The following is a 22,159-nucleotide window of genomic DNA, read 5'->3' as shown; positions in this document are numbered from 1 at the left end:
CAAGGACAAATCCAGGCGGCAAACGTTTACCAAAAGCGTGCCCAAAATCACTACCAGCTACTATTGAGAGCAAGGCAAGAGCGCTCGACAATTAGCAACGGCGATAAATTTCCACTCTGAATAAACTGGTCTTGGAAATCCAGCTTCCAGCTCAAGCTTATGTCCTGCTCCTGTAACGATAAGCATGGGTACAACCAGAAAATCGGAAAAATTATAGGCAAAATAGAGGGTGCGCCTATTTATCGTCGCTAAGTTTTTTTGATGGATGAAATTGACAAGAGTTTGACGAATCAGACGGAAGCACCGGCATTTTTTCATCTGTCAGTGCTGAGTCGGGAGTTAATTGCCGGGTTGGAAATCCGTCCGGGGGGACACTACCTGGATGCGACGGTGGGGGGTGGCGGACACAGTCAGTTAATTCTGGAAGCGGCACTGGATGTGAGGGTGACGGCGATTGACCAGGATGAACAAGCGATCGCTGCGGCTAAAACCCAATTGCACAATTTTAGGGAACGCATCCAATTTTGGCATGGCAATTTCACCAAATATCAACCGAATGGTCTAATATTTGACGGAATTATTGCGGATTTAGGCGTGAGTTCTGCTCAGTTCGATGTTCCAGAGCGAGGCTTTAGTTTTCGCCACCAAGCTGACTTAGATATGCGAATGAATCAGCAGGAATCGCTGACTGCCGCAGAAGTCATTAATCACTGGAAAGAAGCGGAACTGGCGGATATTTTCTTTAAATACGGGGAAGAGCGGCTGTCGCGGCGAATTGCTAGAGCGATTGTGGAAAAGCGTCCGTTTCAGACAACAACCGAGTTAGCAGAGGCGATCGCCTATAGCGTTCCCCGTCAGTACCGCTACGGCAGAATTCACCCTGCCACACGAGTATTTCAAGCGCTCCGAATTGTCGTCAACGATGAGTTAAAGTCTCTAGAAACCTTCCTGAATCAAGCACCCAACTGGCTTAAACCAGGCGGTAGGATTGGCATCATCAGTTTTCACAGTTTAGAAGATCGCTTGGTAAAGCATGGTTTCAGAGAATCGCCGATATTGCAGGTGTTAACCAAAAAACCGATTACACCGCAAGACGATGAACTGGAAAATAATCCTCGCTCTCGCTCCGCTAAACTGCGAATCGCAGAACGAAAATGATAGCAAACGACTCGCCGCCTTAGCCGAAAGCTATAGCAGTGAGTCGTTCCTAAATAAATCATCGTAGATTGTTAAAGTTCAACAGATTAATTAACTTAAATTGACTGGTAACTGCTGTATCCTAATCAAGAATTTTGAGGCAAGTGCGATGTCTTGGTTGCGTCCTGATGGTCGGCAATTTTACCAACTGCGTCCGGTTCGGTTTGAACGAATGTTCACCCGATTTGCAGCGGGTTCGGTTTTAACGAGCTGCGGCGACACTCATGTTCTGTGTAGTGCGACGATTCAAAAAGGTGTCCCCAAGTTTTTAGAAGGCACCGGCAAAGGGTGGCTAACGGCTGAATATCGGATGCTACCGGGTGCGACACCCCAACGCCAAGCACGGGAATTTATGAAGCTGTCTGGACGCACTCAAGAGATTCAGCGATTGATTGGGCGCAGCTTGCGGGCGTCGCTAGATTTAGAGGTACTCGGAGAACGCACGATAACGATAGATGCCGATGTTTTACAAGCGGATGCGGGAACCCGCACAACCTCGATTTTCGGCGGGTTTGTGGCACTTGCAGATGCGATAGAAAAGCTGATACAGCAGGGAGAGTTAGAGCGATCGCCAATTCGCCATCAAATTGCCGCAGTTTCGGTAGGACTGTTGCAGGGAGAGCCAGTTTTAGATTTGAATTACGTTGAGGATGTCGCGGCTGAGGTGGATTTCAACGTAGTGATGGATGACCAATTGAACATCATTGAAGTTCAAGGAACGGCTGAGGAAGGCACCTTTAACCGGACTCAGCTCAATCAAATCTTAGATTTAGCCGAAAAAGGGATTCAAGAACTGCTAGATGCACAGCGCAAAGCATTGAGTTCCTCGACCCATTAAATAAAGGAATATCCCTAAAAATTAAGAATCGTTTCAGATCGACGAGAGTGCGATCGCTCTTATACCAGCCTGGATTATATAGATGAAGGGCATTCCAGGCACTTTTGCCAGTTCACCAGAACCCTAACCGCTCATGAGATCGGGGTTGGTGGATGTTTGAGGCAATCTGAGACAATTAGCCTTTGAAATCAACTGTTTCAGCTCATTCCAGATAGATAGATAGTCATCAGCACGAAGGGAGAACTCTATGAAATTGGCTTACTGGATGTATGCAGGTCCCGCGCACATTGGTACTCTGCGGGTCTCCAGTTCCTTTAAGAACGTCCACGCCATTATGCACGCGCCAATTGGCGATGACTACTTCAACGTCATGCGCTCGATGCTAGAGCGCGATCGCAACTTCACCCCAGTTACCATCAGTTCCGTTGACCGGAACGTTTTGGCGCGTGGTTCCCAAGAAAAGGTGGTGGACAATATCACCCGCAAAGACGTTGAGGAACATCCAGACCTAATTGTTTTAACTCCTACCTGTACCAGCAGCATTCTCCAAGAAGACCTGGAAAACTTCGTAGAACGAGCTTCCATAGAAACCAAGTCAGACGTAATGCTGGCGGACGTGAACCACTACCGCGTCAATGAACTGCAAGCAGCCGACATTACCCTGCGGCAAATTGTCCAGCTTTACATCGAGAAAGCCCGGAAAAAAGGCGATTTACCCGAAGGCAAAACCGAAAAGCCTTCGGTTAACATTCTCGGAATTTCCAGCCTCGGATTTCACAATCACCACGACTGCACCGAGTTGAAGCGGTTGATGGCTGACTTGGGGATTCAAGTCAACGAAGTAATTCCCGAAGGTGCATCAGTTCACAACCTCAAGAATTTGCCAAAGGCTTGGTTTAACCTGGTTCCTTACCGCGAAATCGGGCCAATGGCAGCTCAGTATCTGGAGAAAGAATTTGGGATGCCTTTTGTAGACATTACGCCGATGGGTGTGGTGGAAACTGCGCGTTGCATCCGCAAAATTCAGGAAATCATTAACGCTCAAGGCGCAGATGTTAACTACGAAGACTACATCAACGAGCAAACTTTGCACGTTTCTCAAGCCGCTTGGTTCTCCCGTTCTATTGACTGCCAAAACTTGACAGGGAAGAAAGCTGTGGTGTTTGGCGACAGCACTCACGCCGCCGCCATCACAAAAATTCTGTCAAGAGAAATGGGGATTCACGTTGTTTGGGCGGGAACATACTGCAAGTACGACGCTGAGTGGTTCAAAGAGCAGGTAGGCGAATACTGCGATGAAGTGATCGTCACCGAAGACCACGGTCAAATTGGGGATGCGATCGCTCGTGTGGAACCCTCTGCCATCTTCGGTACCCAAATGGAACGTCACGTCGGTAAGCGTCTAAATATTCCCTGCGGCGTCATTGCAGCACCGATTCACGTTCAGAATTTCCCCATTGGTTACAAGCCATTCTGCGGCTACGAAGGCACGAATCAAATCACAGATTTGATCTACAATTCCTTCACTTTGGGAATGGAAGATCACCTCTTAGAAATTTTCGGCGGACACGACACCAAGGAAGTGATTACCAAGGGGATTTCGGCTGATTCTGACCTCGGTTGGAACAAGGAAGCGCAAGCAGAACTCAACAAAGTTCCCGGTTTTGTGCGCGGCAAAGTGAAGCGCAACACCGAGAAATTTGCACGCGATCGCGGTTTCAACGTCATCACTTTAGAAGTGATGTATGCAGCTAAAGAAGCAGTCGGTGCGTAATTCAGCAGTTAGTCATTAACCAGTTAGCAGCCAGCCCTAAAAGCTGGCTGCTAGTCTCAAAAATCAGGAGCGATCGCCCCCAATTTACAATCAATAATCAACAGCTTATCCGCAACTGCTCTCGATGAATTAAGCGAAACTTTATTAGACTTTTCGGATGAAATCGAGCTAGCGACTTGCCTAGCACAGCATCAAGCATAAACGTTTTGGATTTTGAGAGCGATCGCCCCTTTACTGAAAAGTATTCTGGAAGCAATGAATTTTTTTAAGATACTTACCAGAATTTCTTATTCTTTGTCTGTTGCTGTCACAGGAATAGTTTCTGGTACGGTAACAATAATAGTTTTATGCCTGGTCACTTTTGAAGTAATTTCTTGTAGAAATGGGTCAACATTTCCCACCTATTTGTTGCCTAGCAGAAGATGTTATTCTAGTTATTGGGAAGTATTGCAAGGTTTTGCTACAAGTAGAGCAGGATTAATAATATTAGCTATTCTAATAATTCCACGCCTAATTACTTTTTGTGTACGGACATGGAACCTTCTTAATGAAAAAAACATGAAGAGCGCAAAAGGAAGGCGCTTGCGAGTGATAGTCTTAAATAAAATTGCACAGGATGTTGCTGTATATTGGTTAAAAGTTAGTTTTAAAATATCTTTATGGATCTTAATTGTAAACGGAGTATTCCTCTTATTTCCTTTAGCATTATGCGTAGGAAATGACTTATCAAAATGTACTATGTATCTACAATCCTTACCCTTTGGTTCAACAAGAGAAATTCTAATTAATATTTTAGTTTCTTTATTAATTATTTGTTTAGGTATTAAAGTGAGCAAGCACTTTGGGATAAGTTTATTAGAGGATTGAGTGATATAAATTTGTGAGTATTTACTTCCATATTGACACTAAACTAGAAATACAAGAAAATTAATCCAGTCACCTAGATTTTTTTGTTAATGCTGTATTAAATACATACTAGAGTTTGGGTGTAAAAGAAACTTTTTTGCCAGCCGTTTAGTTATTTGAAAATTTGGTTTTATTAGGTTGTATTAATATCTAAGTCATAGCCTAAAAAATAAGGGATTTCATGGCTATTATCAAATCAAATTAGTACATGACAATAGCGTTATACTTAAGTGAATAAAACAATGGAAATTTGTTTGAGCTAATAGTTGTCAGTTAATTTTAGGATGTAGTTATTTGCGAGTGTAGTTTTTGAGGAGAAGAGCGGTTGCATTATTTAATTAAAAGTGCGATCGCTTCCCCTTCATGTATAGATGTTTGCGTTTGCTTTGGTGGAGATGAGCGCGATCGCATGACATCGTTACTTTTATTAACTGCACTCCTAGGCTTTTGTATCAGTTTGCAATTAGAGTAAGGATAGACGCGATCGCTACTGCACTCTTACTCACTAACCTTGAAGTTAAGTTTATCGTAGAACCTCAGATGATGGAAATTGGAATTGGAATAAGTTAAAGCTAGCACTGCCTTTTTATTTTTATATTTATGAAAAAACTATTTCTTGAAAGTTTGGGTGGCTTTTTAAATAAGTTTTATATTAAATAACTAATTTTACTGATAAAAAATAATTTTAATCTACCAATAAAATTTGCAATTTAATTTTAATCCTATATTTTTATAAGTAAACTCAACATTAATTTAAAAGTTGATAATTGTATTACGGTAAAGTTATGAGTAGTTTAAAATCATAGTTGCACAGAATCATATTCTAATACTTATAATCGAAGATAGGGTTAAGTTAATTTCTGAGTATTAGTAAGCATAAATTGTTAATTAAAAGTTCATTGCCTTATTCTTGTGAAAAAAATGCTTAAGAATTCTCAAATTAAGTACTAAGCAATTATGATTAGTAGAGAGACTTAGCAATGACAGGATATTACGATAGTAATATTCAATTTTATAGTTTGCCGCTTCCTGTATTTACAAATATTATTCTGGTGGTAAGTAATAGCGCTGTTCCTAAGCTTGCATCTTTTGTGAGAGGATTTGCTTTTATACTAAATTCATAAATCTGTGAGTATGAAGGAAGCGATCGCTCGTGAATTTAGGAAAACTCCTGCAAGCGCATCAACCCTTAAGCTTAATTCTCACAGAACAAGTACGTGATGGAAGAGGAAATTTTTAACCAACAGATTGAGGCGGCACAACAGCGCCTGCACGAGCTGTGGCAGCGTACTAGGGAATCCCCATCCCTTCCGCATCCGCAGGAAACACTGACAATGGAGGCTTTGCAGGAACTCTCCACGGTTTTGGAAGAGTTGCAGGTGGCTACAGAGGAGTTGCAGCAACGCAACGAACAACTGGCGATCGCCTGCGAGACTGTAAAAGCAGAACGCCAGCGCTACCAAGAGCTATTTGAGTTTGCCCCAGACGGGTACATCGTGACGAATACCTCTGGAATCGTTCAGGAGGCTAACCGCACGGCGGCGTCTTTGCTGAACCGATCCCAAAATTCTCTAATCGGCAAACCGATGGCGATTTTTGTGGCTAAGGAAGATCGCAAAACCTTTAGGGATATATTGACCGAATTGAATCACTTCCCGCAGTTGCACGACTGGGAAGTGCGCGTACAACCCTCAAAAGGTCAGTCGTTCCCAGCTGCACTGAACGTGGCTGCGATACGCGATCGCTCCGGCAACTTAATCGGTTTGCGCTGGCTAGTGCGTGACATCACCGAACGCCACAAACAGGCGGAACAAACCCGAAAAGCACTAGAACAAGAAAAAGAACTTAGCAATCTCAAATCTCGCTTCATCAGGGCTGCATCTCATGAATTCCGCACGCCGCTGACAATTATCTCTATGTCTGCTGAATTACTGGAACGCTACAAACACAAATTATCTGACGTACAAAAAGACTCGCATTTCCAGAAAATAAGAGCTGCTAGCAAACAAATGGCTCGGTTGTTAAACGACATCCTCCTTCTGGATAAAACAGAGGCTGGTAAGTTAGAGATTAATCCCATACCGCTAGATTTAGTAGAGTTTAGCCGCGAGTTGGTGGAAGAATTGCAACTTAGCATAGGCTCCCAACACGCGATTACTTTTATTCATCAAGGGCAGTGTGCTAACGCCTACCTGGATAAAAAGCTGCTGCGACAAATTATTGACCATTTGCTTTCAAATGCAATTAAATATTCTCCTAGAGGTGGCAAAGTTCATTTTGAACTTATCTGTCAGGATCGTGAGGCAATCTTCCAAATTCAGGACGAGGGAATAGGAATCCCAAAAGAGGACCAACGACGCTTGTTTGAGCGATTCCATCGAGGAACGAATGTCGGCACAATCTCTGGTACAGGGCTGGGATTGACAATCGTTAAAGAGTGTGTTGATTTACACGATGGTGCGATCGCTGTCGAAAGTGAAGTTGGCAGCGGCACGACTTTTACTGTTAAGTTGCCCCTCAATCACCTGAATCAAAACCGATAAGTAAAGATTATTTGATGTGCTTCATCATCGATTTTTTATCCTATTAGCTTAATTAGTGTTTCCAGGTAGCTCTGGAGGCTCGTTTGGTAAAGACTGAGCCGTCGTATCAATTGTTTTTATCGTCTCATTTGGTTGAGAAGTGTCTTGTCGCTGCGTCGCCTCAGAAAACTTTTCTTTAGCAATCCCAGTCACCGTTTCAGTTGTGTCTTTGACTTGCTCAGCAATATTTTGAGCGCTGCGCTTTAGCGCTTCTAAATCATCCTGAGTTTTTTTATAGTCTTCTCTCAGTAACTCTGCGGCTTGACTCATTTTTTGATTAAGTCCCTGGGTGTACTGTTGCGGAGTTTGGACAATGGCATCCGCGACAAGCGCTCGTTTACTACCCGTGCTAGAGATAGCTTCTACCGGGAGCAAGTAAACACCATTCAAAACACCACGCCAACCACTAGAAACAAATAAGTAATTAACAACAGCGCCGGTTTTAAGATTGAATAGATAGTCGATAATTTTGCCAGCTTTGTTGCCAGCATCAGTCCACACCTCATGTCCAATTAAAGAAATTTTTTGAATTGGCGTTTCGGGTTCAATAACTTCTGGAGTGTTGTTGACGATAATACTATCAGTGCCAATCGTAGTAATTTGCTCCCACCTAAACACCTGTTTCAGACTACCCAAAAATCCTGACTTGCAGCTAAACCCTACGACTTGGTGAGATTGAGTATTTAGCCATAATTGCTCTACCCGACCGACTTCTTCTGCTGTACTGCGATCCAATACCAGCCGATTGAGTAAGTCACTTTGTCTAATTATCTGTGGTTGCGCGTTCATGACCAAAATCCTTAGAGATTAATCCAGTTGGCAATCTATGCTGCTTTAGATTAACAAGAGTCGGGAAGCGATCGCCTCAAACTTAGCTTTCTTGCAATGTTCCCAATCAAACTTCAAGTTCCTCTGCCGGGATAAGTTGAGGTTGAGCCAAGAAATTCAACCGAATAAAGCAAAAGTTGGGTGAAGCATCAGCGACACCCAACTTTAGATGGCGTTCAATTGAACGATATTATTCTCACCAAAGCGATCGCTCTTCAATAAACCCAGCTAGTTTTCGCCTTCCCCTATGGTCTCTACAGCCTTATCTCGCGGCAGCAGGCGGCAACGCTAAGCGTGGTGATGTCGGGGGATAAGTGCGTGGCGTGTGACCGTTCTGGGAGGCTTTTGGGGGCGCATCCTGAAGTAAAACGTCCCGAATCAACCGCGCCGCCACTCGCTGCACCAAACCCCCGGCAATTTTTTGACCCATGCGCTGAGTTTCTGGCTTCATCAGCAATTGGGGAATCACAGGCAACAGTTGCATCGCGTCAAATCCGCTCGTTTCCTGGAGAATATCCCAGATCCGTTTAATATGCTCCAGACTGGCGGGCGTTTCTGCCGACGGCGGTGCCTCATTCACCGTCATCCCCACCCGTTCGCGTAGCGAATACGTGACATTTTGGAAGGTGCGGCGTCCCAGCGAATCGATACCCTTCACAATTTCATCCGTTAGGTGTTCCCGGATAAATGCACCCCGCTCTGAGAACAGAAAATCTAGAGTCTGGTTCAGTACCTGAGTCAGGTCATAATCGTCACTGAAACGGGCATTTTTTAACAGATTTTCCAGACGATTCCAGCGGAAACTGCCGTCTTTGAACAGGAGGTCGCGCAGAGATGCCCGCAATTCCGGGGAAGGGTCTGTCAAGAGGCGCTTGGCAACGTAGGGATACGCTTTACTGAGAACTTTAAAATTGGGATCGACATTAATCGCAATCCCCTCTAACGTGACCAGAGACCGGATAATCAGCGCGTAGTAGGCTGGAACGCGGAAGGGATACTCATACATCAACGCCGACATATCATCGGTGATGCTCTTAAAGTTCATCTCCGCGACACTAGCTCCCAGCGCGTTGCTGAAGACCTTGGAAAGGGCTGGGATGATGGGAGCCAGGTCAGTGTCTGGGGTTAAAAACTCTAGATTCACGTAGTCGCGAGCTAAGCCCTCAAAGTCCCGGTTGACCATGTGAACCACGGCTTCAATTAAGCCATACCGCTGATAAGGTTTGACATCGCTCATCATGCCAAAATCCAGATAAGCAAGTTGACCGTCAGTCGTCGCTAACAAGTTACCTGGATGGGGGTCAGCGTGGAAAAAGCCATGTTCTAGCAATTGCCGCAACGAACACTGAACGCCCACCTCGATTAAATGAACGGCATCAATTCCCTGAGCGCGGAGTGCCTCTGGCTGGGTCAATTTGGTGCCGTTAATCCACTCCATTGTCAGGACGCGACGCTGGGTGTATTCCCAGTAAATTTTGGGAATGTAAATATCTTGTAAGTGACCGTATAGAGAGGCAAAGCGCTCGGCGTTGTGACCCTCTTGGGTATAGTCCATCTCTTCATAGATGCGGGTGCCAAATTCATCCATGATGGAGACGAGGTCGCTCCGCACCTGTTTGAGATTTCTCTGCGCCCACCCGGCAAGGGTACGCAGGATGTAAATATCTAGGGCAATGTTTTCTCTTAAACCCGGACGCTGCACCTTCACAGCAACGGTTTCGCCAGTCTTGAGCTTGCCTTTGTAGACTTGTCCCAAGGAGGCAGCGGCTACCGGGGTGGGGGAGAGTTCGGCGTAAATTTGTTCGGGGCGATCGCCTAATTCTTCCTCAATAAACCGATAAGCTAATTCATTGGGAAAAGGTGGGAGTTGGTCTTGCAGGTGACTTAGTTCGTCTAAATACGTCGTCGGAACTAAGTCTGGTCGGGTCGAGAGCGCTTGCCCCACCTTAATATAGGCGGGTCCCAGTCTCGTGATGATTGTCCGCAATCGAATTGCCCGTTTCCGCTCGTTCTTGGGAACGCTACCTGTTTGCTTGTCCCACCACAAACTCAGTCCAAAGCGGAGTATCGGCACCAGAATATTGAACAATCGCCCCCAAACTTGGAATGGACGCCTCCGGTAGTAATCGGTAATGGCGACGGGGTCGTAGCGCAGTTCTTCTGCTTGGATATAGGCGGTTTGGGCATCTACGGCTGCTGGATATTGCTCTGCTGTCGGCGTCAGCTCATACTCCACCACGACCGCCTCTCCTGGCGCGGCGGACGCTGTCTGGGCAGGTTTCATCACACCTGTTGTAGAAATGCGATCGCTTGCGTCTGTCCGATGTGACATAGGGGAGACTCTTTTAACATTCATAAGCTTGGGAACCGACTCAGAGCAACTCTGTTAAGTATTGTAACAATAAGTAGGGGAAGCGCCAGGACAAGGTATTCCGGCTCTAGCTGGGGACAATGCCAGTTCGGTCAATTTCCCGCTACCCTGAAAAAGTTTCGGGACTTAAAACTAAACACTAAACTAAGTTTGGTAGCCCAGTACCTTTTTTAAATAACTCGCACAGCATCAAATGCTTCGCACTTGCCATTGTTCATTGGGTTGCCACTGCCTGCCCTCTTCCCTCAAGGTGAATTTTGCTCCATGCTCCTGTCCCTACGGATTGAAAACTTTGCCTTGATTGACCATCTGGAGCTTGAATTTGGCTCTGGATTGAATGTCCTGACCGGCGAAACCGGCGCGGGAAAGTCGATTATCCTGGATGCGATTGACGCCGCCTTGGGCGGAAAAGTCAGCAAATGGTCGATTCGCACGGGTAGCGATCGCGCTTTGGTGGAAGCCACCTTCAAGGTTGACCGAGTTGTGACCGAGTGGCTCTCCGAACAAGAGATCGAGCTGCTGGATGATACAGCCGTGGTTTGTTGTCGGGAGATTGCCTGTCTGCAAGGAAGCCTCCGCAGCCGCTCTCGCGTCAATGGCGTTCTGGTCAATCGGCAATTAATGGATCGCCTGCGCGATCGCTTAGTAGAAATTACTGCCCAAGGTCAAACCGTGCAACTCGTGGCACCTGCGCTTCAGCGAGAGCTACTGGATGTCTATGGCGGCGAGGCGGTGCTACAGCAACGCTCAGTCGTTCAAGCTGCCTATCTCGACTGCCAACAAGCACGAGATCGCCTAGACAAACGCCGTCAGTCCGAGCAGCAACGCTTGCAACGGCTCGATTTGCTACAGTATCAAGCCCAAGAATTAACTGCCGCTAATTTGAGCGAACCGGATGAGCCAGAACAGCTCGAACAAGAACGCCAGCGCTTAAGTCATGTGGTGGAGTTACAACAGCTGAGTTATCAGGTTTATCAAGCTCTTTATCAAAATGATGCGGGGGAGTCAGCGGGTGCAGACTTATTAGGTCAAGCTGAAGCCACGCTGATTGATATGGTAACTTATGATGCCACGCTGCAACCCGTTCTGGATATGGTGAGTACGGCTCTGGCGCAAGTGGTGGAAGCCGGACAGCAAATTAATGCTTACGGTGCTTCTTTAGAAGCCGATCCTCAGCGACTGGCGGAAGTGGAAGAGCGCATCCGCACTCTGAAGCAGATTTGCCGCAAGTATGGGCCGACGTTAGGGGAAGCGATCGCTTACAGTCAGAGCATTCAAGCTGAACTCGCTCTCCTCACCGATAGCGGTCACTCCCTCGAAGAACTGGAAAAAATCTATTCTCGATGTCATGAAACTTTGACATCCACGGCTGACCAGTTGACCGCTTTGCGCGGCGTTGCTGCTAACGAACTAGAAAGCAGGCTTGTGGCAGAACTCAAGCCTTTAGCGATGGAAAAGGTGCAGTTTCAAGTCAAAATTACCCCTTGTCCCCCAACCGCAACAGGTGCCGACGCGATCGCCTTTTATTTTAGTCCCAACCCAGGTGAACCCCTGCAACCGCTGTCTGCTACTGCCTCTGGGGGGGAAATGAGCCGCTTCCTGCTGGCGCTGAAAGCTTGTTTCTCGCAACTGGAAGCTGCCGGAACCCTAATTTTTGACGAAATCGATGTCGGGGTGTCCGGACGGGTTGCCCAAGCGATCGCAGAGAAACTCCACCAACTTTCTCAGGGACACCAAGTTCTTTGCGTTACTCACCAACCCCTCGTCGCCGCAATGGCTGACCGCCATTTCCGCGTCGATAAACACGTCGTTGAAGGAAGCCAGAAGCCAGATCCCTCCAAGAAGGCTGGGAAAAAGAGCGAAGTCTCGACAACCAACGCCGAAGCAATTCATCCAACCCTCCCCTTAGAGAGAGCAATTCAAGGACTCCGGGAAGAAGACCCGGCATCTTACATCCTTCAGGCTTCCGAACGCACGGTTGTCCGAGTCAGCGTGCTTGACAATCACCAGACGCGCCGCCAAGAATTAGCAACACTAGCTGGGGGACATTCTGCCAAAGATGCGATCGCTTTTGCAGAGTCCTTGCTAGCTCAAGCCGCAGTCAAACATAATGGACGCAAGACCAAGAACAACAAATAAATAACCTGCCCTCTATCCAACCCCAAAACAAAGAGTAAACTGTTGAGTAAGTAGTATGGCATTTGCTCACTAGGCACAAAAAGTTTGGCTGTTAAATTTGTAGGATAATTCCACCGCCTCGTACCTCGCTCAAATTCAGGCATCTGAAAAAATCTATGACACCTTCATCTACCAAAATGCATGGTTGGAACGATACAGACAGGGTGATTGATGTTGTTCCCCACGATGAAAATCAAACAGGAAATCAAATTCCCCAAACCCCTACAAATATTCCTACTGGTACGGGTGGTGCATTAGCCACAAAAGAAGGAAGTTTTACGGCACTTCTTGCCCCACTGAATAAGGAAACTTTCAAAGAAGTCGTCACAGGTGTCGAAGAAAAACTTCAGGTAGTCAATCAAACCCTGTCGATGTTGACTGATAGTCAGGGGTTTGATGCCATTCTTCAAGAAATGTTGAATGCCATTACCTTAAAAACCGGAGAATTACTCGGCGCAGATCGCACAACCATCTATTTACTGGATGAAGAAAAGAACCAACTCTGGTCAATTCTTGCTGAAGGCGCAGAGGGGCGACCTTTAGAGTTGCGGATTCCGGCCGATAAAGGCATTGCCGGTGAGGTGGCAACCCATAAGAAAAGTATTAATATTCCCTTTGATTTTTACGAAGATCCGCGCTCTGCGTTCGCCAAAAAGAAAGACCAAGAAAATGGCTATCGCACCTATACGATGTTGACTTTACCTCTGGTAAACGAAGAGGGAAATTTAGTCGCTGTCGTTCAATTAATTAATAAATTAAATTTACCAAATCAGCCAGGAAAGCCGTTAGGGGAAAGAATCGATCTTAATGGTTTTACTTCAAAAGATGAAAGAATTTTTGCAGAATTTGCGCCTTCCATTCGCCTGATTCTAGAAAGTTCCCGCTCTTTTTACATGGCAACGCAGAGACAGCGGGCTTCTGATGCCTTGATGAAGGCGACTCGATCCTTAAGCCAAAGCAATCTCGACTTAGAAGATACCCTGAAACGGGTGATGCATGAAGCCCAGGAGCTGATGAATGCAGATCGTAGCACCCTGTGGCTGTTAGATAGCGATCGCCATGACTTGTGGACAAGAATCCCTCTTTCCGACGGTTCCATGCGAGAACTGCGAGTGCCAGTCGGAAAAGGTTATGTCGGGAAAGTTGCTGAATCCGGCAAACCCCTGAATATCTCCTTTGACCTCTATGCCGATCCAGATTCTGAAGTGTCTAAACAAGTCGATCAGGCAAATGGCTATCGTACTTGTAGCTTATTATGTATGCCAATCTTTAACGCTGACAAAGCGTTGATTGGTGTCACCCAACTTGTAAATAAGAAAAAACAGGGAGAATTTCCCCCTTATAATCCGGAAACTTGGCCCGAACCTCCCGAATGCTGGAAGGCAAGCTTTAATCAAAGTGATGAAGCTTTCATGGAAGCATTTAATATTCAAGCCGGTGTAGCGCTGCAAAATGCCAAATTGTTTGCTACGGTCAAACAGCAAGAACAAATGCAGCGTGATATTCTCCGCAGCCTTTCTAATGGAGTTCTCTCTACTGATAAATCCGGTCAGATTATTGCAGCGAATGAAAGCGCCAAGCGACTCTTAGGATTTAAAAATGAAGACCATATAGAAGGTAGAAAAATTGCCGATCTAATCCGCATCAAAGAAGGTGACTTTTCTAAATGGTTTAAAGCTGCGATAGACGCCGCTGAAGAAAAAAGCCGCCAGCAATACTACCCCGATCAAACTCTGCTCTCTACAGAAGAAGAACAACATAGCGTTCACCTGTCAATTAACTCCATTGCAGATGCCAGCGACAATAACAACGTTTACGGTGCCTTGGTAGTGATGGATGACATCTCTCAGGAGAAACGGCTCAAGAGTACGATGTACCGCTATATGACTCAAGAATTGGCAGAACAGTTAATCAATAGCGGTGATGCCAAACTAGGGGGCGATAAAAAAGAAGTTTCCATCTTGTTCTCAGATATTCGCAGCTACACCACCTTAACTGAAAGTATGAATGCAGAAGACGTGGTGCAGATGCTCAATGAATATTTTGAGTCGATGGTAGACGCTGTTTTTACACACAAAGGCACCCTCGATAAATATATTGGCGATGCCATTATGGCAGTCTTTGGTTCTCCCTTACCCTTGCCGGATCATGCCTGGATGTCGGTACAAACAGCCGTCGAAATGCGTCATCGTTTGACAGAATTTAATGCCTGTCGCCAAGACATCGGATTCCCAACGTTTAAGATTGGGATTGGGATTAATTCCGGTACGGTAATTAGCGGTAATATTGGCTCCAGTAAGCGCATGGAGTTCACCGCAATTGGTGACGAAGTGAATTTGGGATCTCGCTTAGAAGGTGCGAGCAAACAATATGGTTGCGATATTGTGATTAGCGAAAGCACTTATCAGCCTTGCAAGAATCTAATTTGGGCAAGAGAACTTGATTGTATTCGAGTCAAAGGTAAGACTACGCCAGTGAATATCTATGAACTGGTGGGACTGCGGGAAGAGAAAATCTCAGATCAAAAGCAAATGACGATCGAGCTTTACCATAAAGGACGCGAGTATTACCTAAATCGCAAGTTTACTCGCGCAATGGGTGAGTTTGGTACCATTCTGGAAGAAATTGACAAAAACGACAAAGCGGCTGCTTTGCACCTAAAACGCTGTCAGTTGTTTCTCCAAGAACCGCCTCCTGATAACTGGGATGGAGTTTTCACGCTGACGGAAAAGTAGGAATGGCTAATGGCTAATCTCAAACCTTTATTTTTGCGATTAGCTATCAGCAAAATAACCCAGGAATAGGATAACTGTATTCCGTCTTAAATGATTCCTGAAGGCGAGATCCCCGACTTCGAGAGAGAAGTTGGGGATGTGAACCAATGGCATCGTGTTGGTAACTAATTTTAACCAACAATTATTCGCTACGCTAACACTTCTAGTTTGAGGGAGTGGAAATTAAATTTCAGTTGAACAATTTGAATTAATAAAACTGCCAACAATCTGGCGCAGTTGCTCAGCCTCAAAGGGTTTTGTCAAATATTCAGTTGCACCCGCCAGACGCCCCTGTACTTTATCAAAAACTCCGTCTCGGGCTGTCAGCATGATGATGGGTAGCTCGCTAAATTGCGGTAAACTCCGGACTGTGCGGCAGAGTTCTAAGCCGTCTACCCCTGGCATGGAAACATCCAGTAATAAAATTGAAATCTGCTGGTGGTAAATCACCGATAAGGCATCCACTGCATTATCTGCCACCAAAACTCTGTAGTCTCTTTCTAGGGCACGTTTGATCAGCGTCTGCATGACGCTACTATCATCCACTGCTAGGATAGTCGGTATATCACTTAAAGTTGAAGACATCTTCTTTACCCAATTTTTAGTATACAAAAACCTACAATCGTTGAATTTGGTTCAAAGGCGATTAAAAAGCCCAATCCAAATTATTTTAACGTCAGCCCCAGTAGCTAAGAGAGCATCGCTTTCCTTTGTCAGAATACATCTATCCTGTCCAGCTATTCTTAATTTAAGGCTTTTCTAGTTTCGTTGAGTTTTTTAGGACTCCTTATTAATAAATGTTTGTTCAATGTTTGTCTATCTCAAAATGCTTTACAAAAATTGAATTTTATTAAAATAAACATTCTACTATATGCACTATAGCTTGAGGATTATTGCTCAGTGAATAGAAGAATTACGGGAATATAGTTAAATAATTGTAACAAGAAAACAAACTGAAGCTGCATTTGTTTTGTAAAGATAAAAATACTAAAAGAGCGGATGGGGTGTTTGTTAATCAAAAAATATCAGTCTGTGATAGAAATATATCCTCGACGGGAATCCTAGATAGAGAAGGTTCTGCCAAGTTGCTCTAGAAAGGCTTCGTTAGCAGGCTGCAAGCAGAAGCGCGATCGCATTTCTGCTTGCAGCCAAAAACCTAGCTTTCCCTAAAGACGGATGGTGGCTTGGCAATTGCGGTGAAGAGGGTATTGCCTACCTAAACTTTACACTGTTGTTTCTTTTAGTCTGTGGCTGGCATCAACTAACCTAACTTGAGCGATGCAGTATCAAAGATTAAGTTCAGTAACTAAATAAGGGAACATCTACATCATATAACTTTCAATAAAGCTTCTCATAGAGGCAAAGGGAAAGTAAGTCTCAAAGAGTGCCTTCATCATCCGGTTTTAATAAAAGTAAACATTTATACAGCTAGCTCCTAAAAAGTGCAGCATTCGCAGAAAAGGGCGCTTAACATGAACGCAAGAATACCTGGAAACGGAGCAATCCCGCTCGATGCTCTGGGATGGTGTCCGCTACTCAACTCTATCCCCGATCGCATCAGCGTTACAGCTCCTCCGGAGCTAGCGTATCTTCAAATATCTGGAGCTGCTTTCGACGATCTGACCCGTTTAGCAGCCTATATTTGCCAGACAAAGCTGGCTTTGCTCAGCTTTATGGATGGCAAACAACATTGGCTTCAGTCAAAATTGGGCATTTCTACCCCAGACACTGACGCCTATGTTGCTTTCTGCACTTATGCCATCCTGCAACCAGAAATCTGCGAATGCGAGTTGATGCTCGTTCGGGATACCCTGTCTGATAAACGGTTTGCTAGCCATGCCTTGGTGAAATTCGATCCAAAAATCCGATTTTATGCGGGTGTGCCCTTAGTCACGTCTGAGGGCGTGATGGTAGGGGTGCTATCTGCCCTCGATGATGTGCCGCGAGATTTAAGCAAGGAACAGCAGCAAGCACTGGGAACATTAGGAAGGCAAGCGATCGCTCACTTACAACTGGGAAAAAACTTAACAAACCTCGAACAAATTATCATCAATCAACAGCAAACTGAAGCAGCACTTCAGGAGAAAGAAACCCGATTTCAGTTGGGGCGAGCAGCTTCTGGCACTAACATTGAGGATTTTAATCTTTTGACAGGTGAAGGAATCGCTCCAACAGGAGCTGATAATTTAGAGGGGCTATTGGGTTTAGTTCCGTCAGTGCCCGGAACTCAGGAATGCTTCCTAAAATGGGTTCATCCTGAAGATCGGGAACTTGTCGGCGGGGCGATCGCTGACTCTATTCAGGGTAAAACAGACCACGAGATTGAATTCCGCATTGTCTGTCCTGATGGCAGTATCCGCTGGCTAGCGGGAAAAGGCAAAGTTCTTTACAGCGAAACGGCAACAACGGTTCGCACGATCGGCACAGTTATGGATATTACCAAACGTCAGCAAACTGAAGATGCCTTGCGTCGAGCCGCCGCAGAAAATCTGAAACTGGCACAAGCTGTAAAGTCAGTTTCAGATGGAGTTGTCATCGTCGATCCCCATCAACCAAATTGCCCGATTGTTTACGCGAACCCAGCTTTCACCCGAATTACTGGGTATCAGCCAGAGGAAGCGATTGGTCGTAACTGCCGGTTTTTGCAAGGTGCCGATACCGATCCAGAAGCGATCGCAAAAATTAGGAATGCGATCGCTCAAGCGAAAGAAGTTAAAGTCACGCTGCTAAACTATCGCAAAGATGGTCAACCTTTCTGGAACCAATTAAAAATTTCGCCCGTGTTCTCAGATAATGGCGATTTACTTTACTTGGTTGGCATTCAGACAGACATCACGCTCTCCAAGCGAGCCGAGACAGCGCTTCTGAAGAGCAAAACTCGTCTTCAGTTGCTTAACAGCATCTCGACTAAAACCCGATCTGGTTTGTCGATAGAGCAAATAATTGAGCGCACGCTCAAACAAATTAGCGAATATTTCCCTTATCTGCGAATAGCTTACTCAACGATTAATCACCAAGGTATCTTGACGGTAATTTCCTCCATCGAGCCGCCAGGAATGCCGAAACTCTCAGGAGCGGTGGTTGACCTCACTGCGGCTCCGGAGTATCTCAATGCCTTGCAGATGGGCGAATCATTCATCTGTAACGATGTTACCCAAGACTTCCGGCTAGCACCTCTCGCTGATGTCCTGCTGGCAGTCCAAACCCAGTCTATGCTTGACGTACCGTTTCCGTATTCCGACCAGTTAGTAGGCTTGCTGTGCTTTGACTCGCCGCAACCATACAAATGGAGCGAACATGAGCTAGCCACCTTAACTGATATTGCCGGATACTTGATGATTACCATCAAAGACGCTCATGCACAACAAGAGCGTCAGCGAGCTGAATTTGCACTGTCTGAATCTCTCAAAGAAGTGGCAGACATCAAGTTTGCACTCGCTCAATCTTCAATCGTGGCAGTCACTGACTCCACCGGAAAGATTAACTATGTAAACGATAAATTCTGCGAAATTTCTCAATACTCCAAAGAGGAACTGCTCGGACAAAATCACCGCATCGTCAATTCTGACTATCACCCCAAGGAATTTTTTCAGCAGATGTGGGCAACCATCAGTAGTGGCAGCGTCTGGCATGGCGAAATCAGAAATCGAGCCAAAGACAAAACTTGTTACTGGGTAGATACCACCATTGTGCCCGTCTTAAATTCCGATGGAAAACCCGTTGAATATGTAGCAATCCGTCAAGACATCACTGAGCGCAAAAGGGCAGAAGAATTACGACGGCAGAGCGAACAGCGCTTTCGCGCTTTAGCTGAAGTGATTCCGCAACAGGTATGGACGGCACAGCCAGATGGCGCACTCGATTATGTGAACCAGCGCGTTCTAGAATATTTCGGACGCACCTTTGAGGAAATGGTGGGCTGGGGATGGCAAGATGTGCTGCATCCGGAGGATGTGCCGGGGTGTATTGCCCGCTGGAGTCATTCTCTCTCTACGGGAGAGCCTTACGAAGTTGAATTTCGCCTGCTGAATGCGGCTGAGGGAAACTATCGCTGGCACTTGGGACGGGCGGTACCCGTGCATGATAACGAAGGCAGGATCGTTAGTTGGTTTGGGACGAACACGGATATCGACGAGCGCAAGCGGCAAGAGGAGGAGCGCATCCAGCTTTTGGCGAGAGAACAGGCGGCACGCGAGGCGGCTGTCAACAGCGAGAACCGCACTCGGAGCATTTTGGAAAGTATTACCGATGCTTTCTTTACTTTAGATACCGAGTGGCGATTCACCTATTTGAACTCGCGGGCAGAGCAGCTTTTATTTAGAAGCAAAGATGAGTTGATTAATCAGTGTATTTGGGATGAGTTTCCAGAAGCAGTCACTTCTAATTTTTATCAGGAGTACCAGCGGGCAGTTGCCAATCAAGTAACGGTTCACTTTGAGGTGTTCTACGAGCCGCTGGAGTCGTGGTTTGAAGTGCGGGGCTATCCCTATCAAGATGGTCTATCGGTTTATTTCCGGGATGTTACAGGTCGCAAACAGTCAGAAGCAGCACTGATGGAGCGATCGCGCCTCTCGACCCTAGAAGCAGAAATCGGTACTGCTTTGGGTGCGGCTGGGTCTTTATCGGAAAGTCTCAATCACTGTACGGAAGCAATGGTGCAGCATCTCGATGCAACTTTTGCTTGTATCTGGACATTTAACCAAAAACTCAATCGCTTGGAATTGCAAGCAACGACAAGGGTTGATCGAGACAGCGAATTGTATTGGCAAGATTTGTTGGCTCAGCGTCACCAGGTTCTAGACGGTACCCTCGTCGGCTTCGTCGCTCAAACTCGTCAACCCTACCTGACTCAGGATAGTAATTATCGGTCTGGGGGCGGGTTGGAAGCCCGCTTGTACGATGATTTTGTTGCTGAAAGCTGTTTGCGAATTCCCGAAAGCTATTTAGCAACCTATCCCCTGATTGTCGAAGAGCGACTGGTGGGCGTCATGGCTGTATGCAGCAGCCAACGCTTTACCGAAGCCGTTCATCAAGTCTTAGGGTGGGTCGTCAACGCGATCGCGATCGCCATCGATCGGTCTTGGGCGAAAGAAGCCCTCTCAGCACGTCGGGAAGCCTTGCTGTTTCGCTTAGCAAGCCAGATTCGAGATTCCCTCGACCTAGATACCATCCTGGGAACCGCCGTCAATGAGATTCGCGGTTTGTTGCAAGTTGACCAATGTCAGTATTTGTGGTGCTGGGCGCAGTCCAATCAGGCGAGTCTGACCGTAACTCACGAAGCGACAACAGACGCGAGTAGACCGAGTTTGCTCTCCGAGTGTCCCCCAGAAAAACTCGATCCCCTAAGCGACAAAATCCGCAAACTTCAGACGTTGCGGGTTGACGATCTGACAAGCGATCGCAGCCTAAATGCCGAGGATGGAGAAATGCAAATCGCACCTCTACTGAGCAATTTGGGCGTTCGTTCGGTGCTGCTGCTACCTTTGAAAACCCACGCCGGTCATTTAGGCGCGATTGTCTGTAGTCATAGCAGTGGATCTCGTCCCTGGCTTGACAGCGAAATTGAGCTACTGCAAGGCGTCGTGGATCAGCTAGCGATCGCCATTGACCAAGCAGAACTCTACGCCCAAAGTCGTGCCGCCGCCCGTGCCGCGCAAACCCAGACGCAACAACTAGAGCAAGCATTGCACAATCTCAAACAAGCTCAATCTCAGCTGATTCAGACCGAAAAAATGTCCAGCTTGGGTCAAATGGTCGCTGGAATTGCTCACGAAATCAACAACCCAGTCAATTTCATCACCGGCAACCTCAGCCACACCAGCGACTACATTCAAGACCTACTCGATCTCGTACACCTCTATCAACAGCACTACACCAATCCCGTTCCCGCAATTCAAGCGCAGGAGGAAGAGATTGATTTAGAGTTCATCATTGATGACTTGCCCAAAATGCTATCTTCCATGCAAATGGGCGCTGACCGCATCCGTCAGATTGTCTTGTCATTGCGGAACTTCTCTCGTCTGGATGAAGCTGAAATGAAGCCGGTCGATATCCACGAGGGAATCGACAATAGTTTGCTAATTCTCCATAGCCGTCTGAAACCCAATGGCGCTTACGGCGGGATTCAAGTCTTGAAGGAGTACGGCAATCTTCCCTTAGTCGATTGCTACGCCGGTCAGCTCAATCAAGTGTTCATGAACATTCTCAGCAATGCGATTGATGCCCTCGACAGCCAACCCGAACCAAGGAAAATTACTATCGCCACCGAAATCCGTAATCGTCTAACGGGTAATGAGGAAGAGACTGGAAGCCCTAACACGTCGCTGACGCCAATCACCGAAGATCCATTACCAATGACCAAGAACCAAGTCGTTGTGATTCGGATTCGAGACAATGGCCCAGGAATGCCAGAGAACGTTATCAAGCGTCTGTTTGACCCCTTCTTTACCACCAAGCCAGTCGGCAAGGGAACTGGTTTGGGGCTATCCATTAGCTACCAAATTGTGGTGGAGAAACATGGCGGAATGCTCAAGTGCGTGTCAGAACCAGGACAGGGAGCAGAGTTTTGGATTGAAATTCCTATGATTCCTTGCCTGTAACCACTCAACACGACTAAGCGTTGCCCTTGCCGAGGAATGCGTCTGCCGCTAAAGCGATCGCCCTCTTGTATTCAGTAAGCTATTTACTCGTCCTACCAGGGAAGTTTAATGA

General features: G+C 46.3%; 11 protein-coding genes and 1 pseudogene. 9 read left to right on the top strand and 3 right to left on the bottom strand.

Features of this window, described 5'->3' with window-relative positions; translation table 11 throughout:
• The first annotated feature begins 261 nt into the window (after nt 1-261).
• The 6 genes and pseudogenes from rsmH (at nt 262) to NDI33_RS05540 (ending at nt 7,258) form a co-directional block, all read left to right on the top strand.
• Nucleotides 262-1,158, top strand: coding sequence for a 16S rRNA (cytosine(1402)-N(4))-methyltransferase RsmH (rsmH, locus tag NDI33_RS05565; protein ID WP_190677062.1), 897 nt, complete (start codon nt 262-264; stop codon nt 1,156-1,158).
• A gap of 148 nt (nt 1,159-1,306) precedes the next feature.
• Complete coding sequence (rph, locus tag NDI33_RS05560; protein ID WP_277878912.1) at nt 1,307-2,035, top strand: ribonuclease PH; 729 nt, start codon at nt 1,307-1,309, stop codon at nt 2,033-2,035.
• A gap of 247 nt (nt 2,036-2,282) precedes the next feature.
• The gene (bchB, locus tag NDI33_RS05555) at nt 2,283-3,809 is read left to right on the top strand and encodes a ferredoxin:protochlorophyllide reductase (ATP-dependent) subunit B (protein ID WP_190526583.1); all 1,527 of its coding nucleotides are present in this window, start codon (nt 2,283-2,285) and stop codon (nt 3,807-3,809) included.
• A 69-nt stretch (nt 3,810-3,878) separates the two neighbouring features.
• Nucleotides 3,879-4,010 (top strand): annotated as a pseudogene (locus tag NDI33_RS05550) (DUF4351 domain-containing protein); the annotation flags it as partial.
• A gap of 12 nt (nt 4,011-4,022) precedes the next feature.
• Entirely contained in the window at nt 4,023-4,676 is a 654-nt protein-coding gene (locus tag NDI33_RS05545) for a hypothetical protein (protein ID WP_190677061.1), read from the top strand.
• A 1,259-nt stretch (nt 4,677-5,935) separates the two neighbouring features.
• The gene (locus NDI33_RS05540; RefSeq protein WP_190677058.1) at nt 5,936-7,258 is read left to right on the top strand and encodes an ATP-binding protein; all 1,323 of its coding nucleotides are present in this window, start codon (nt 5,936-5,938) and stop codon (nt 7,256-7,258) included.
• Between the two features lie 48 nt (nt 7,259-7,306).
• Here the strand turns inward: NDI33_RS05540 and NDI33_RS05535 are convergent, their stop codons facing one another.
• A complete protein-coding gene (locus NDI33_RS05535; RefSeq protein WP_190677056.1) occupies nt 7,307-8,086 on the bottom strand; it encodes a PRC-barrel domain-containing protein in 780 nt (259 codons plus the stop codon).
• A 301-nt stretch (nt 8,087-8,387) separates the two neighbouring features.
• Nucleotides 8,388-10,481, bottom strand: coding sequence for an AarF/ABC1/UbiB kinase family protein (locus NDI33_RS05530; RefSeq protein WP_190532972.1), 2,094 nt, complete (start codon nt 10,479-10,481; stop codon nt 8,388-8,390).
• A 279-nt stretch (nt 10,482-10,760) separates the two neighbouring features.
• Between NDI33_RS05530 and recN the strand changes: the two genes are divergently transcribed.
• Both recN and NDI33_RS05520 read left to right on the top strand, forming a co-directional pair.
• Nucleotides 10,761-12,635, top strand: coding sequence for a DNA repair protein RecN (recN, locus tag NDI33_RS05525; RefSeq protein ID WP_190677054.1), 1,875 nt, complete (start codon nt 10,761-10,763; stop codon nt 12,633-12,635).
• A 155-nt stretch (nt 12,636-12,790) separates the two neighbouring features.
• Nucleotides 12,791-15,409 carry an adenylate/guanylate cyclase domain-containing protein gene (locus tag NDI33_RS05520; protein ID WP_242033197.1) on the top strand — a complete coding sequence of 873 codons (2,619 nt, stop codon included), beginning with the start codon at nt 12,791-12,793 and terminating at the stop codon, nt 15,407-15,409.
• 222 nt (nt 15,410-15,631) lie between these two features.
• Here NDI33_RS05520 and NDI33_RS05515 read toward each other — a convergent pair whose 3' ends face one another.
• Nucleotides 15,632-16,033, bottom strand: coding sequence for a response regulator (locus NDI33_RS05515; RefSeq protein WP_190437667.1), 402 nt, complete (start codon nt 16,031-16,033; stop codon nt 15,632-15,634).
• Between the two features lie 887 nt (nt 16,034-16,920).
• Here NDI33_RS05515 and NDI33_RS05510 point away from each other — a divergent pair.
• Nucleotides 16,921-22,047, top strand: a complete 5,127-nt coding sequence (locus NDI33_RS05510; RefSeq protein WP_190677052.1) for a PAS domain S-box protein — start codon at nt 16,921-16,923, stop codon at nt 22,045-22,047.
• The last annotated feature ends 112 nt before the right edge of the window (nt 22,048-22,159 follow it).

This window comes from Trichocoleus sp. DQ-A1 (assembly GCF_039961955.1).
Lineage (GTDB): Bacteria > Cyanobacteriota > Cyanobacteriia > Cyanobacteriales > FACHB-T130 > FACHB-T130.
Note: the sequence above shows the minus strand (reverse complement) of the source record. Positions and strands in the feature narration are given on the sequence as shown.